Origin of the sequence: Parvibaculum sp. (genome assembly GCF_045863935.1) — a bacterium.
In the GTDB taxonomy this organism is placed as follows: domain Bacteria; phylum Pseudomonadota; class Alphaproteobacteria; order Parvibaculales; family Parvibaculaceae; genus Parvibaculum.
Genome location: NZ_BTVP01000003.1, coordinates 85122 through 99606 on the forward strand (window position 1 = coordinate 85122; position 14485 = coordinate 99606).

17 protein-coding genes are annotated in these 14485 nt (G+C 64.2%); 11 read left to right on the top strand and 6 right to left on the bottom strand.

The annotated features are described in order from the left end of the window. The first annotated feature begins 101 nt into the window (after window positions 1-101). Together ACKUUH_RS02440 and dksA are read left to right on the top strand one after the other, a co-directional pair. Window positions 102-536, top strand: coding sequence for a flagellar assembly protein FliX (locus tag ACKUUH_RS02440; RefSeq protein WP_407948262.1), 435 nt, complete (start codon window positions 102-104; stop codon window positions 534-536). A 324-nt stretch (window positions 537-860) separates the two neighbouring features. After that, window positions 861-1277, top strand: a complete 417-nt coding sequence (dksA, locus tag ACKUUH_RS02445; RefSeq protein ID WP_407948263.1) for an RNA polymerase-binding protein DksA — start codon at window positions 861-863, stop codon at window positions 1275-1277. Between the two features lie 95 nt (window positions 1278-1372). On the opposite strand, the gene flgH is transcribed toward dksA, so the two are convergent. The 4 genes from flgH to flgF are packed head-to-tail and all read right to left on the bottom strand — an operon-like array spanning window position 1373 to window position 4715. Further along, window positions 1373-2110 (bottom strand): flagellar basal body L-ring protein FlgH, encoded by a 738-nt coding sequence (gene flgH, locus ACKUUH_RS02450; protein ID WP_407948264.1) that lies wholly within the window; start codon window positions 2108-2110, stop codon window positions 1373-1375. A gap of 48 nt (window positions 2111-2158) precedes the next feature. Beyond that, window positions 2159-3142, bottom strand: a complete 984-nt coding sequence (gene flgA / locus ACKUUH_RS02455; protein ID WP_407948266.1) for a flagellar basal body P-ring formation chaperone FlgA — start codon at window positions 3140-3142, stop codon at window positions 2159-2161. Window positions 3143-3157: 15 nt separating this feature from the next. Beyond that, entirely contained in the window at window positions 3158-3943 is a 786-nt protein-coding gene (gene flgG, locus ACKUUH_RS02460) for a flagellar basal-body rod protein FlgG (protein ID WP_407948267.1), read from the bottom strand. 40 nt (window positions 3944-3983) lie between these two features. Next, entirely contained in the window at window positions 3984-4715 is a 732-nt protein-coding gene (flgF, locus tag ACKUUH_RS02465; protein ID WP_407948268.1) for a flagellar basal-body rod protein FlgF, read from the bottom strand. A 338-nt stretch (window positions 4716-5053) separates the two neighbouring features. Here flgF and ACKUUH_RS02470 point away from each other — a divergent pair, with 338 nt between their 5' ends. The 5 genes from ACKUUH_RS02470 to ACKUUH_RS02490 all read left to right on the top strand — a co-directional run bounded on the left by ACKUUH_RS02470 (window position 5054) and on the right by ACKUUH_RS02490 (window position 11484). Beyond that, window positions 5054-5560 (top strand): flagellar basal body-associated FliL family protein, encoded by a 507-nt coding sequence (locus tag ACKUUH_RS02470; RefSeq protein ID WP_407948270.1) that lies wholly within the window; start codon window positions 5054-5056, stop codon window positions 5558-5560. 22 nt (window positions 5561-5582) lie between these two features. Then, on the top strand, window positions 5583-6680 hold the full coding sequence (fliM, locus tag ACKUUH_RS02475; RefSeq protein ID WP_407948271.1) for a flagellar motor switch protein FliM: 1098 nt from the start codon (window positions 5583-5585) through the stop codon (window positions 6678-6680). Next, the gene (locus ACKUUH_RS02480) at window positions 6677-7153 is read left to right on the top strand and encodes a DUF6468 domain-containing protein (protein WP_407948272.1); all 477 of its coding nucleotides are present in this window, start codon (window positions 6677-6679) and stop codon (window positions 7151-7153) included. The genes fliM and ACKUUH_RS02480 overlap by 4 nt, the downstream gene beginning before the upstream one ends. Window positions 7154-7175: 22 nt before the next feature. Further along, the gene (locus ACKUUH_RS02485; RefSeq protein WP_407948273.1) at window positions 7176-7916 is read left to right on the top strand and encodes a MotE family protein; all 741 of its coding nucleotides are present in this window, start codon (window positions 7176-7178) and stop codon (window positions 7914-7916) included. A gap of 157 nt (window positions 7917-8073) precedes the next feature. Beyond that, the gene (locus ACKUUH_RS02490; protein ID WP_407948274.1) at window positions 8074-11484 is read left to right on the top strand and encodes a hypothetical protein; all 3411 of its coding nucleotides are present in this window, start codon (window positions 8074-8076) and stop codon (window positions 11482-11484) included. 27 nt (window positions 11485-11511) lie between these two features. Here the strand turns inward: ACKUUH_RS02490 and fliP are convergent, their stop codons facing one another. Together fliP and ACKUUH_RS02500 are read right to left on the bottom strand one after the other, a co-directional pair. After that, window positions 11512-12285, bottom strand: a complete 774-nt coding sequence (gene fliP, locus ACKUUH_RS02495) for a flagellar type III secretion system pore protein FliP (protein WP_407948275.1) — start codon at window positions 12283-12285, stop codon at window positions 11512-11514. Window positions 12286-12302: 17 nt separating this feature from the next. Beyond that, window positions 12303-12686, bottom strand: a complete 384-nt coding sequence (locus tag ACKUUH_RS02500; protein WP_407948276.1) for a hypothetical protein — start codon at window positions 12684-12686, stop codon at window positions 12303-12305. 276 nt (window positions 12687-12962) lie between these two features. Between ACKUUH_RS02500 and flgB the strand changes: the two genes are divergently transcribed. Genes flgB through fliQ form a run of 4 tightly spaced genes read left to right on the top strand, consistent with a single transcriptional unit; the run spans window position 12963 to window position 14480 of the window. Further along, a complete protein-coding gene (flgB, locus tag ACKUUH_RS02505; RefSeq protein ID WP_407948277.1) occupies window positions 12963-13391 on the top strand; it encodes a flagellar basal body rod protein FlgB in 429 nt (142 codons plus the stop codon). A gap of 35 nt (window positions 13392-13426) precedes the next feature. Beyond that, window positions 13427-13837, top strand: coding sequence for a flagellar basal body rod protein FlgC (gene flgC / locus ACKUUH_RS02510; RefSeq protein WP_407948311.1), 411 nt, complete (start codon window positions 13427-13429; stop codon window positions 13835-13837). A gap of 28 nt (window positions 13838-13865) precedes the next feature. Beyond that, window positions 13866-14189, top strand: coding sequence for a flagellar hook-basal body complex protein FliE (gene fliE / locus ACKUUH_RS02515; RefSeq protein WP_407948278.1), 324 nt, complete (start codon window positions 13866-13868; stop codon window positions 14187-14189). Window positions 14190-14216: 27 nt separating this feature from the next. Continuing rightward, entirely contained in the window at window positions 14217-14480 is a 264-nt protein-coding gene (gene fliQ / locus ACKUUH_RS02520) for a flagellar biosynthesis protein FliQ (RefSeq protein WP_407948279.1), read from the top strand. Window positions 14481-14485 lie beyond the last annotated feature (5 nt).

The window sequence follows — 14485 nt, forward strand, 5'->3', positions numbered from 1 at the left end:
CCTGTCATCAGGCTTAACGCGGATTTAACACCCCGAAGTCCATTCTGGAGGGACCAGGGCGGCTTTCCGCCTTCAAGCATCCGGATCGGGGGGCGACCCAGATGAAGATCGGACAGACCAGAGCGGCTTCCCAGGGGGGAGCGGCAAGAGGCGCCCAGGCGCGCTCGGGTGGCAGCGGCTTCGCGCCGGCAGGCGCGTCCGAGGCGCGGGGTACGGCGGGACTTTCCGGCCTTGCCTCGCTCAGTGCGGTCGATGCGCTGCTGGCCCTCCAGGAAACACCCCAGAGCGACGATGCGCTCCATTCACCGCGCCGCAGGGCGATCCGCCGGGGCGAGGAGATGCTCGACATCCTGGACGAGATCAAGCTCTCGCTTCTCATGGGGCAGTTGCCGAAGGCCAAGCTTTCCCGCCTTCTTTCGGTGGTCGAGCGGCAGAACGGCACGTTCAACGACCCGCGCCTCGGCGAGGTTCTCGCCGAAATCGAACTTCGGGCGAGGGTGGAGCTTGCCAAGTTCGGTACCTATACCAAAGACTAGGTAAGCGCCGCCAAACGGCTGAAACCGCGGATTTTTCCCGCACCGGATTTCACATATATTTCACCGGCTTGGGCTGGGCTGGCCTGTTGAGAATCGTGAACGGCCTCCCTATACTCCGCCGCGCTTCGGCAGGGGCCAGCGGAGCGAATTTGATATTTGAGACCCGGCAGTGGCTGAGCCCGTTTTCAAATGTCCAATTCAGAAGCTCACCGGTTTCATGGAATTGCCGATGGTCCTCTGATCCCGACGCTTGCTCGCGACCATGCGGGCCCAGGGAGGCAAATGCCGAAATCGGACCACCGGCGTCAGAGAGAGATTGCGTAGATGGCCATACGTTTGCCCAAAGGCTACATGCCGTCAGACGACGAGCCGTTCATGAACAAGCGGCAGAAAGAGTATTTCCGCCGCAAGCTCGAGAAATGGAAAGAGGACATCCTCGTCGAGAACCGCGAGACGCTGCAGCATTTGCAGGACGACTCGGTTCAGCATCCGGACCTCGCGGACCGGGCCTCTTCCGAAACCGAACGCTCGCTCGAACTCAGAACACGCGACCGCCAGCGCAAGCTCATTGCCAAGATCGATGCGGCGCTGCGCCGGATCGAGGACGGCACTTACGGTTACTGCGAAGAGACGGGCGAGCCGATCAGCCTGAAGCGGCTCGATGCGCGTCCGATCGCGACGCTGTCCATCGAAGCGCAGGAACGTCACGAGCGGCGCGAGAAGGTCTATCGCGACGATTGATGTCCTTTCCGGCTCTCCTTATCCGGACAATGAAAAACGCGGCCTCCCGAAAGAGGCCGCGTTTTCCGTTTTTGCGTGCCGGTGCTGCGGCGACGTCAGAAGGGCATGATGATGTCGAAGAGCTGCTGGCCGTAGCGCGGCTGCTGCATGTCGCTGATCTGTCCCTCGCCGCCATAGGAGATGCGGGCCTCGGCGATCTGCGTGTGCTGAACGGTGTTGGTGTTCGAAATGTCTTCCGGGCGAACGATGCCGCTGACAAGCAGATCGCGGACCTCGTAGTTCACGCGGACCTGCTGGCGGCCGGCGATGACAAGGTTGCCGTTGGGGAGGACCTGCGTGACGACGGCCGCGACGGTGAGGTCGATCGTCTCCTTGCGGTCGACGGACCCTTCGCCCGCGCTCGATCCATCGCTGGAGAGATCGGCGAGGCTTGTGTTGTCGACGGCATCGGGGAAGACCTTGCCGAGATAGGATTCGTAACCGAAAAGATTGTTCACGCCCGCGCTCTCGGAATTCGAGCGGCTGCGCTTCGTCGAGTTGTTCACCTTCGCGCTGTCCGCCACGTTGATGAGGACGGTCAGGATGTCGCCGATGCGGGCGGCGCGCTGATCGCGGAAGAAGGCGCGCGAGCCCGACCGCCAGAGCGAGTTGGGCTGGTAGACGATTTCCTCCGGCGCCGGCATGGGCATGGCGACGGTGGTCGGGGGCGAGACCATGGGCGAAAGATCCGGCGCCTTGCCGATGTTCGAGATGCGTTCTGCGGCGTTGCACCCCGCAAGCGTGGCGGCGAGAAACGCGATAACGGCGAGGCGGACACAGGTACTGGCGAACATTTTTCTCTGGCCTTTTGAGGTCGGAACCGAGGATAGGACGGGCTCTTGTTACGAGGGGCTGTTGCCTCGGGCGAGGCTTGCCGCACGGGCAGCGCCCGGCGCGTCGATGCGGATCATGTTGGGGCCTTCCACGACGCCCTGGACTGTGCGGTTCGAGCGGATATTCAAGACACTGACGATATCGCCGACGGCGCCGCTTTCGAGCGCGCGGCCGCGGGCCGTGAGCGTGAGCGCGCCGGAAACGAAGGTCATGTCGACCTGCGCGCCCTTGTCGACGACGAGGGGAGGCTGCATGTCGGCGATCCGCATGGGTTCGCCCGCCCGCGCCGGACGGCGCGGCGACATGCCGACGAGATGCTCAAGCGAAGTTACGATGTTCTGGCCTACGCGGTTCGAGGGCAGACGCACCCAGTCGATATCGTGCTGGCGGACGACCTCGCCGGGCTGCATGTCGCGTGTGAGGACCGGCACATCCGTCACGGGATAGGCACGGCCTGCGACGCGGCGGAGCGGGCTCAGCATGTCGCCCGCAGGCGCGCGGAGAATGGCGGTGAAGGCGCCGCTCCGGTGGTTGAAGGAGAGTTGCTCGACCTTGACGGTCGGCTCGTCGCCGTCGGCGACCTGGACGCCTGCCATGCCGTTCGCGAAATCGACCTGAAGCGTCGAGGCGGAGGGAAGGGCGGAGGACTGCGCCTCAATGGCCGACGAGATGGCGGCGGCGACATCGTCGTCCGGTACGGCCACGCCGCTGCGCCCGATGACGATGTGGGTGAGGCCGGCGTCGTTGCGCCAGTCGATGCCATTGCGCCGCGCGGCGAGCGAGATGCGGGAAACCGAGATCTCCGCGCGGGCACCCGGCGCTGGCGCCGGGGCGACGACGACCGAGGCGGCTTTGCCCGCATCGTCGAAGATATCGCCGAGCGTGACCGTTTCGTCCGAAACCGTGACGGCGGGGCGAAGCTCCGCCGCACCCGTGCCAGTGGTGAAGCCGGCGGCAACGAGAAGAGCGAGTATGGCGATACGCGGGGACATGAGGGTCATCCGTTGTTACTTCACGTTCGAGGTGACCGACATCATTTCGTCGGTGGCGGTAATGACCTTGGCGTTCATCTCGTAGGCGCGCTGGGCGGTGATGAGCGTGGTGATTTCGCTCACCGCGTTCACGTTCGAGGTTTCGAGAAAACCCTGCAGCACGCTGCCGATACCGTCCGAGGCGGGGGTGCCGAGCGTGGGCGCGCCGCTCGCGGCGGTCTCGATGAAGAGGTTGCTGCCGAGCGGATCGAGGCCCGCCTCGTTCGCGAAGGCGGCGAGTTCGATCTGGCCGACGACCTGGGCGTCGGTCTGGCCCTGAAGAGTGACCTGCACCTGGCCGTCGTTGCTGATCGTAATATCGGTCGCTTCCTGCGGAATGGTGATGCCGGGCGCGAGGGTGTAGCCGTCCGCCGTTACGAGCTGGCCGTCGGGGCTGATCTGGAAGGAGCCCGCGCGGGTGTAGGCATCTTCGCCGCTCGGCATTTCGACGCGGAAATAGCCGCGGCCCTGGATGGCTATGTCGAGCTTGTTCTCGGTGTTGTCGAGGTTGCCCTGCGTCATGATGCGATAGACGGAGCCCGTCTTCACGCCGAGGCCGACCTGCACACCCGCTGGCACGATGGTGCCGGCGTCCGACGAGTTGGTGCCGACGCGGCGCAGGTTCTGATAGAGCAGATCCTGGAACTCCGCGCGCTGACGCTTGAAGCCCGAGGTGCTCATGTTCGCGATGTTGTTCGAGATGACCTCGACATTGAGCTGCTGGGCCATCATGCCGGTGGCGGCGATGCTGAGCGACTGCATGGACTTTCTTCCTTACTTCCCTGAAGGGGCGGGCGCGGCGTCAGGCCGCCGTCCCGAGTTCCTGAATGGCCTGGCGACGCATCTGGTCTGCCTGGTCTATGAGTTTCTGGGCGCTCGCATAGGAACGCGAGACGTCGATCATGTTGGTCATCTCGACGATGGGCTGCACGTTCGAGCCTTCGAGCGCGCCCTGCACGAGGCGGGTGTTTTCAACGGGGATTTCCGCCTGGGCCGTGTCGAGCATGGTGTCGCCGACATTGCGCATGTCCTGCGGATTTTCGAAGGAAACGACGGCAAGCTTGCCGCGCTGACCTTGATCCGTGGAGATCGTGCCGTCGCGGGCGATGGAGATGCCGGTCTCATCCTGGGCAAAGCGGATCGGCGCGCCCGCATCGGTGAGGACGAGGGCGCCGGTGGAGGTGGCGAGCTGGCCTTCGGCGTCGAGACTGAAGTGGCCGTTGCGCGTGTAGAGGACGCCGGTTTCCGTCTGCACACGGAAGAAGCCCTCGCCGGCGATCGCCACGTCAAAGGGGTTTGCCGTCGTCTGGATCGCGCCGTCGCGCATGTTGCGATGCTGGCCGTAGTCCTGGACGAAGGTGATGTTGCCACCCGCGCTCTCCTCGGAGGCATCGGGCATGAGGAACTGCTCGAAGAGCATCGCTTCCGACTTGTAGGCGGTCGTATTCATGTTCGCGAGATTGTTCGCGATGGTCGCCATTTCTCGCGTCATCGCCATCTGACGCGAGAGGCCTATGAGCAGAGCGTTTTCCATGCCGGTTCCCAGGTCCTTGAGCGCAGGTCTTGCGCTGCCCGGCTATGTGCAGGGGCTGTGCCAGATCGAAAACTTAATTAAATCAATAGCTTGAAGAGTTTCGCCGGCGACCGGACGGGTGTTTCGGGCAGGCTTTACCGGGCAGTTTCTGCCGTGCAGCCGGCACGGCCCGCCGGTCCGCTCATCCATAGAGACATCCGGCACAAGAATGGCCGTCCGGAAGCGCAACCGCGAACGCTTCGTTAACCAAAGTCAGCGAGCATCCGGTTGTAACGAGCCAGGCCGGAAGCAGCATCGCTTTTCCGGCGGCAATCTGTGCAGAAGGTGGGGCGGTTCAGATGGCCGATGTCGACGCCGAAATTCCCGAGGGAGACGAAGAAGAAGGAGCCGCGGCAGCGCCGAAGCGCCGGCTCGCGGGCAAGGTTCTCGTTCTCTATATCGTGCTGCCCGTGCTGCTCCTCGTTGGGGCGGGCGTGGGCGTTTACATGTCCGGCCTTCTCGGCGGCGGCGAGAGCGAGGAGGCGGTGGCCGAGGTTGCGCCCGATCCCGTGTTCTTCGACATGCCCGATTTTCTCGTGAACCTCTCCGGCCCGCCGCCGCAGCACTATCTCAAGATGCGCGTCGCGCTGCAGATCACCAGCAAGGAGGCCGTGCCGCAGCTCGAAATGGAGATGCCGCGCGTGCTCGACGGTTTCCAGACCTTCCTGCGTGAGCTTCGTCCGGAGGACCTCGAGGGGTCACGCGGCATGCTCTACCTCAAGGAGGAGCTGCTTCGCCGCCTCAATCTCGCCACGCAAGAGCCGATCGTCACCGACGTGCTCTTCAAGGAAATCATCGTTCAGTAGCAGTCAGCGGGAAGTATCCGAGATGCCGGAAAGCGATACCCTCGAACAGGAAGCGATGAATGCGACCGCCGAAGCGGCCGCAGCCGCACCGGAGCGCGTGCTCAACCAGGACGAGATCGACAGCCTGCTCGGTTTCGAAGTGGACGAAGAAGCGGCGCCGGAACGGCACGGGATCGACGCCATCGTGAACTCGGCGCTCGTCTCCTACGAGCGCCTGCCGATGCTCGAAATCGTCTTCGACCGCCTCGTGCGCCTGATGACCGTGTCGCTCAGAAACTTTACGTCCGACAACGTCGAGGTCTCGCTCGACAACGTGTCGTCGATCCGCTTCGGCGACTACCTGAATTCAATTCCGTTGCCGGCCATTCTCGCCGTGTTCCGTGCGAAGCAGTGGGACAATTACGGCATGTTCACGGTCGACTCGAACCTGATCTATTCGATCGTCGACGTGCTGCTCGGCGGACGGCGCGGCACGGCGGCCATGCGCATCGAAGGCCGGCCCTATACGACCATCGAACTCAATCTCGTCCAGCGCATGATCGAGGTCGTGATACAGGACGTGCAGGCGGCCTTCGAGCCGCTGTCGCCGGTGACGCTCGAACTCGACCGGATGGAAACCAATCCGCGCTTCGCGGCCATTGCGCGGCCCGCCAATGCGGCGATCCTCGTGAAGCTGCGCGTGGACATGGAAGATCGCGGCGGGCGCATCGAAATGCTGCTGCCCTATGCGACGCTCGAACCGATTCGAGAGCTGCTTCTGCAGATGTTCATGGGCGAGAAGTTCGGGCGCGATTCGATCTGGGAAAGCCATCTCGCGACGGAGCTCTGGTCGACGCGGGTGCCGCTGGAAGCGGTGCTCGACGAGCAGATGCTGACGCTGCGCGACGTCATGAATTTCCAGGTTGGACAAACGCTCATGCTCAACAACGCGCCGGACGGTGCGATCGACCTGCGTTGCGGCGGCGTGAAGCTCGGACGGGGCCGGATGGGCCGCGTGGGCAATCACGTTGCAGTGCGCGTCGAACAGGCGATCCGTCATGCGCGGCGCGGCCCGGCCATTGCCGCGCCGGAAGCGGATGCAGGTTCTCCCGAAGTCAAGATTGCAGGACCCGAGAAATGACGGTTCTTTCCAGTGTGCCGATCGGTCTCATGCTCGAAATCATCGTCTGCGTGTTTCTTGCCGCGACCATCGCCTATTGCGCGATGCTGGATCGCAGGCTGCGCGCCATGCGTTCCGGCCAGGACGGCTTGCGCGAGCTGGTGGGCGAACTCAACACCGCGACGCAACGCGCCGCATCGGCCATCGACGCGCTGAAGCAGGCGAGCGCCGCCACGGGCGCGGAGCTTGGCGACGGCGTCACGCGGGCACGCGCGCTCGCCGATGAGCTTTCGCTCATGATCGAATCCGGCGAGAGGATCGCCGAACGGCTTGGGCGGGGCGTGGCACCGGCCGAGCGCATGGCATCGCCGCGCGCGCCGCTGCAACCCGCCGCCGGACCGCGCCATGCGGCGCCGTCACCTACAGCGCGCGATGCGGCTGTCGCTGCACGCGCCGCGAACCAGCTTCTCGAGGCGCTGAAGAAGGCACGCTGAGTTCAATCTACAGGGAAACCGAATGCTCGACCGTCTTCGCCTTCTTCCGACCGTCATTCTCTGCGCCTCGCTGCTGCTGGTGCTGAAGCTCGCCGATCTTGCAACCGGCGGCGAGGGCAGCGCGACGATCTCGGCGATCTCGATTGCCCAGGCCAGCGCGCCGGAGGAGAAATCCGGCGAAGAAGCCGAAGCGCATGGCGAGGCTGCGGGCCATGGCGACACGGCGGCCGGCGAGACGGCTGCCGCTGTGCCCCCGGCGCCGGCTCCTACCGCCGAACCGGAAATCAGCAAGTCGGAACGCACCGTGCTGCAGAGCCTTGCCTCGCGGCGCAAGGAACTCGATACGCGTGCCGGGGAACTCGACACGCGCGAACAATTGCTCGCCGCCGCCGAAAGGCGCGTCGAGGAACGGATTGCCGAGCTGAAAGAAATCGAAGCGCGGATCAACGAACGGATCGGCGCGGAAGACGAGGCGAACGAGGCGCGGATCGCCGGGCTCGTGTCGATGTATGAGACCATGAAGCCGAAGGATGCGGCACGCATTTTCGAACGTCTCGACATGGGCGTGCTGCTCGACGTGGTGATGCGGATGCAGCCGCGGAAGATGGCCGCCGTGCTGGCCGCCATGGATCCCGTCGTGGCACAGGACCTCACCGTCGAGCTTGCAACCGGCGACCGGCTTTCCGGAATCCGGGCGGGTGAGAGCGCGGATGAGGCCGAGACGCCCGCAACAGTGCCCGGCGGCGGCGAAAAAGCCAGCTAATCCGCCCTTTTGCCTTCGCACCCTTAAGCCCCACTTAACCGGCGATGCCTAGACTGCCCGATGACGGCAGAAAGCCGTCATTCGTGGGCAGAAGCTTTTGGGACGCAGCGGCGTGACTCGATCTCACCGAAATTCCGAGCAACAGGAGACTGTCGGCATGCGCTTTCGCGCTTTGGCGGCGATTACCGGCCTGTTCCTGCTCGCTGCGGCACTCGCGCCCGCCGCCCGCGCCGCCGAAGCCACGACGCTGTCGCTCAGCGAACGGGACGGCTATGGCCGCATGGTCTTCACCTTTCCAGGCAAGGTTCCCGGCTACCGCGCCACGATCAACGCCGGCATTCTCGTTCTTCAGTTCGACAAGCCTTTCGATGCGGATACCGAGGAATTCGTCCGCCAGATGCCGCGCTATGTGGCGCTGGCCCGGCGGGACGGCGACAAGGGCACCATTCGCCTCGCGCTGACGACGGACTTCTGGCTCGATACGAAGCAGGCCGAGAACTCCGTCTATGTCGATCTCATGCCGCCCAGCTGGAGCGGCAAGCCGCCGCCGCTGCCGGCAGATGTGCAGGCTCGGCTCGATGCCGCCGCAGAAAAGAAGCGGGCGGAGGCGGAAGCGGAGCTTGCGGCCAAGGCGCTGGGGGTCGAAAAGCCCACGATCGAAAAGCCCGGCCTCGCGGTGCGTGTCGCGGCGCGCGAGGGCATGACGCGGCTTGTTTTCGACTGGAACCAGCCCGTTCTCTATTCGCTTGTGGAGCGGGAGGGGCTTGCCACCATTACGTTCGACCGCTCGGCCCGAGTGGACCTCGCGCCGCTGCGTGCCGACCCGCCGCCCTATCTCAGTCATGCGAGCGCTCTCGAACATGATGGCAGGCTTGCCATTGTGCTGACGCTGAAACCCGGCGTGAGCGTGAGTGACTTCCGCGAGGATATGAGCGTGGTGCTGGACCTGAAGCCTTCGGGCGGCAGCATCGCCCCGGAAGCGCAGGCGGCAGCCGACGAGCTCACCTCGTCGCAGACCTACGGCGCGGAGAAGGCGGACAGCGAGAAAGAGGCCCACGGCCCGACGAATATCCTGCCGAAAGCGGCGCAGACTGAAGCCGAAGAGGGCGCGGAAGCGCAGGCAGAGGCGGCATCGCCGGAGGATTCCGCCGAGGAGCGAATCGCAACCAACCCGCTGCCCCAGGGGGGGCGGCCGGAAGGCAAGGCGGTGGTGCGTTTCGCGCCGGGCCGGAGCGGGACCGACATCCTGGTCGAATGGCCGGAGCCTGTGGGCGCCGCTGTATTCGAAAGGGCAGACAGACTCTGGATCGTGTTCGATGCGGCGATGCCGCTCGATACAACGGATGCAATACCGGAAAAGCTCGGTTCGTTCGGCACGCCGGAGGTTCTGGCCTTCGAGGAAGGGACCGCGCTTGTCGTGCCGCTGAGCGAAAAGGTTTTGATCGGCGCTGTGGAGGAAGGTGCGTCCTGGCGTATTTCCGCCGGTGAGACGCTGACCACCACGGGACGGCCGATATCGCTTTCGCGAAGCTGGCGTGAGGACGGGCGCGGCAGCGTCGCGTTCGATCTCAAGGCTACGCGCAAGATACTGAGGATGCGCGATCCGCTTGTCGGTGACGACATCGTGGTGGCGACGGCGCGCGGCCCCGTGCAGTCCATGCAGACGCCGCGGAGCTTCGTCGAATTCCAGGCTCTGCAGACCGCGCAAGGTCTCGCCATTGTTCCTGTGGCGGACGATGTGAATGTGGCGGCGGCACCCGACCATGTGATCGTGTCGCGGCGCGAGGGGCTTGTGCTGTCCGCAGGCGGCGGCGGTCCCGAAGCGCCGGAGGCGGAAGGCACTTCGGTTGCTGCGGTAAAAGCGCCGGCCGAGATGCATTTCGCGGAATGGCGCAATGCGCCGGGCAAGAATTTCACCGAGCGGCGGCAATATTATCTCGCGCGGCTTGCGAATGCGCGAACGCAGGAGCTGGGTGATCTGCGCTTCGCCTATGGCCGCTTCCTACTCGGCAACGGACTTGCGCCGGAGGCGCTGGCGGCCTTTGCAGGCGCGCTCGAGGCCGAACAGAAGTTCGTGAACGACCCCGCCTTCCGCGCCGCCAAAGGCGTCGCAAACGTGTTGAGCGGACGTTATGTCGAGGCCATGGCCGATCTTTCGGCGACCGGTCTTGAAAATGCGCCCCACGCCGCGGCATGGCGAGGGCTTGCGCGGGCGGAACTCGGGCACTGGGAAGAGGCTCGCGCACAATTCGGACTTGCTGGCGCCATTCTCGATGCCTTCGACGACGATTTGCGCACGCGCTTCAGGACAGGGGCCGCCGTCGCGGCCCTCAAGGGCGGCGATGTCAATTCGGCGGAAGCCTATGTGGCGGGCTTCCCGGCCGCACCGGGGAGTGCGAAGGCGAAGGCCGAAATTCTGCTCGTTCGCGCCATGACGGACGATGCGCGTTCGGGTGGAGAATCGGCGCTGGCGCGATACGACGCGGCGATCGCGACAAACTATCCGCCGGTGGCGGCGCGCGCTCGGTTCGGGAAGGCGATGCTGCAGCACAAGCGCGGCGAGATCGACGGGGAGACCTTTGCAAAGGAACTCGAAAGCCTGCGCTATGCATGGCGCGGTGATGCGCTCGAACTCGAAGTCCTGACGCGGCTCACGACTTTCCGGCTGGAAGAGGGAGAGATCGGCGAAGCGCTGAAGCAGATGCAGACGGCGACCGCGAACTATCCCGACAGCGAGGAAGCGCACAAGATGAATGTGCGCATGTCCGATATCTTCGCGGACTATTTCCTCAGCGATGCCATCAAGGAAATGGAGCCGGTGCAGGCGCTTGCCTTTTTCGACAGCTTCAAGGAACTGACGCCCATCGGGCAGAAGGGCGACGAAATGATCCGCGCCCTTGCGGAACGGCTCGTCGAGGTCGACCTGCTGACACAGGCCGAGCAACTACTCGACTATCAGGTCGCGAACCGGCTTCACGGCGGTGTCGCCAAGGCGCAGGTCGCGGCGCGACTTGCCTCGATCTACCTGGTCGACCAGAAGCCGGAGCAGGCGCTTGCGGCGCTTCGGGCCACGAAGCAGAACCTCCTGCCGGAGGCGCTTGCCGAGCGGCGCATGCTGCTGGAAGCGCGGGCGCTGGCCGAGAGCAAGCAGTACGACAATGCGCTCGATCTGCTGGAAGGCCGGAAGGACAATATCTCGGCGCGGCTCCGCGCGGATACGCTCTGGGACGCGGGACGCTGGCCGGAGGCAGGTGCCTCGATCGAAATGTTCCTCGGCGAGAGCTGGAAGTACGATCAGACACTGGACGACGAGACGCGGCTTCTCGTGATGCGCGGTGCCATCGCCTATTCGCTGGCGGGCGACGAGAACGGGTTGTCGAGGCTCAGGGCAAAGTTCGGAGAGGCAATGAGCATGAGCCCCGATGCGAGCGCCTTCGCGGTCGTCTCCGAGCCCATCGTGGAGCAGGGCGTGGCCTTCCGGGAAATGACGAGCCGGATCGCTTCGGTCGATACGCTCGAACGCTTCCTGGCGTCGCTGCGGGTCGAAGGGACACCGGCGCTCAACTGAGCGCCGGCAAAGGCTTCGTCCGCTTCCTCAGGTGCCGAAGCTCTGCACCAGGCTGCCGGCAATCAGCGACCAGCCATCCACCAGGACGAAGAAGATCAGCTTGAAGGGCAGCGAGATGATGACCGGTGGCAGCATCATCATGCCCATCGACATGAGGACGGAGGCAACCACCATGTCGATCACGATGAAGGGCAGGAAGACGAGGAAGCCGATTTCGAAGGCGCGGCGGAGCTCGCTGATCATGAAGGCGGGAACCAGCACCTGAAGGCCGATTTCCTCGGCCTGTTCGGGTTCGGGCGCGTTGGAAAGGTCGACGAAGAGCTGCAGATCGGCCTTGCGGACCTGCTTCAGCATGAAAGCCTTGAAGGGCACGCTGGCGCGATCGAAGGCTTCGCCCGTTTCCATCTGCTGGTTCATCAGCGGTTCGACGCCGTCTTCATAGGCGGCGGTGAAGGTCGGCATCATGACGAAGGCGGTGAGGAAGAGCGCAAGGCTGACCAGCACCGCATTCGGCGGCGACTGCTGCATGCCGAGCGCCGTGCGCAGGAGGCCGAGCACCACGATGATGCGGACGAAAGACGTCACCATGATGAGGATCGACGGCGCGAGGCTGAGGATCGTGACGAGCGCGACGATCTGGACGACATGATCGGTGAGGCCGAGCCCGTCCGAAAGGTCGACCTGGATCGTTTCGGCGGCGGCCGGATGCGCGAAGGCGAAGCTCAGCGCCACGAGGCCGAGGACGCTGGCGAGACGCGAGAAGTTGACCACCTTCATGACAGCGATGATTTTCCAGGACATAATTTTTCGGGGGGCGATCACGCGCGGCGCTCCTTGATGAATTCCACGATGCGCTGGAACTGGACGACATGCGCCGGCAGCGCCATCTGAGCCGGCGCGGTTGCGCCCGTCTCGGTCTGTTCCGTTTCGACGGGGAGGGGGGCGTCGATACCTGCCTCGATGAGGAGGGGATGTTCACCGCCAGTCAGGATCAGGTGCTCCTTGCCGTCCCGGCGGATCAGCAGAAGACGATGCTTCGCGTCGACAGACTTCACCTCGACGATGCCGAGGCGGCGCTGACCGCCGACGGCGGAGACGCCGGGCACCAGACCGAACTTGCGCGCGAGGATCGCGCAGACACCGATCAGCCCAAGGATGAATGCAAGTGCCGCAACGAACCGGAAGATTTCCGAGAAGTCCATATTGGATTTACCCCCACAGGAAACGGCCAGAGACCGTCCGTCATGGGGAAGAATTTGCCGCGTCACGCTTAATGCCGGGTTAAGGGCGGGAGAATCCGGGCGCTTCTCTGGTTACCCGTTTGTGAACGAACCGGGTCATTCTTGCCGCGTTAGCACGATCTTAACGCTCGGGCGCAACACTCGACCCTGCCGCCAAGGAATGCGTGGCTTCTAGTTCCGGCCGTTTGATCGCTCAGAATGAGTGTTCGGAGAGCCGGTCGCGGGGGCACGCGGGCGATGGCAATCGGCGATCTTCCCATCTTCGAAATGATGAAGCAGCGGATGCAGTGGCTGACCGCGCGGCAGCAGGTGCTCGCGCAGAACGTCGCCAATGCCGACACGCCGGGCTATACGGCGCGCGACCTCAAGCAACTCGATTTCGGCACGATGATGGAGCGGAGCGGCCTTGCGCTTCGTCCCGCTGCAACGCAGGCAGGCCATATCGGCAGTCCGGTGACGGGCGGCGGACGGAGCTTTCACACCGGCCAGGCGACGGGCGGGGAAGTCATCAAGCAGCCCGATTTCGAGACCTCGCCCACGGGCAATTCCGTGGTGCTGGAAGACCAGATGATCAAGGTCGCGCAGAACCAGATGGATTACCAGACGGTGACCGGCCTTTATTCGAAGAGCCTCGAGCTCATCAAGATCGCACTCGGCCGTAGCTGAGACGGACTGAAAGGGAGAGACGCAACATGAGCGCCATGGACCTGATCAAATCGATGATGGTGGCGGCCTCCGGGCTCAAGGCCCAGAGCGGGCGCATGCGCGTCATCGCCGAAAACATCGCGAATGCGGATTCGACCGCGCGCGTTCCGGGCGGCGATCCCTACCAGCGCAAGATCGTGACTTTCGAGGACAAGCTCAACCGGGAGATCGGCGCGCATACCGTGACGCTCGGCCGGCCGGTGCGCGACAATGCCGAATTCGGCCTCAAATACATGCCGGGTCATCCGGGCGCCGACGAGAACGGCTACGTCAAGACGCCGAACGTCAACGGCATGATCGAGGCCATGGACATGCGCGAGGCGCAGCGCAGCTACGAGGCCAACCTCAATCTCATCCAGGCATCCCGCCGCATGATCTCGCAGACGATCGACATTCTGCGCAAGTGACGGCTGAAGCGAGGGGAGCTCGAGCGACATGACGACCATTCCGGCATCGACAGTGCTCAACGCCTATGCCCGCGCCGCGGGGATGGGCTCCGGCAACCAGACGCCGCAGGCCGGCGCCGCAAAGGATGCAGCCGGCGGCTTCGGCGACATGCTGAAGCAGGCGATCAACGAAAGCGTCGAGACGTCCAAGGGTGGCGAACAGAAGATGGCGGCCGTTACGGGCGGCACCAGCGGCAACATCGTCGACGTGGTGACGGCGGTGGCCGAGGCCGAGACGACGCTGCAAACGGTTGTGACCGTGCGAGACAAGGTCATCACGGCTTATCAGGAAATCATGCGCATGCCGATCTGACGGCAGCGACGGGGGCAAATAACAAAAATGACGGGACCTGAAATTCTCGACCTCGCGCGGCAGGCGATTTATGTGCAGCTCGAGGTTTCGGCGCCGATGATGGTGGTCGCGCTTGTTGTGGGCCTTGCGATCGCGCTTTTGCAGGCGCTGACGCAGGTTCAGGAAATGACCCTCGTCTTCGTGCCGAAGATCGTGGCGATCTTTCTGACGCTGCTGATTGCACTACCCTTCATGGCGCAATCGCTGAGCGGCTTCATGAACCTCGTCGCGCAGAAGATCGTGACCGGTTAGCAGCG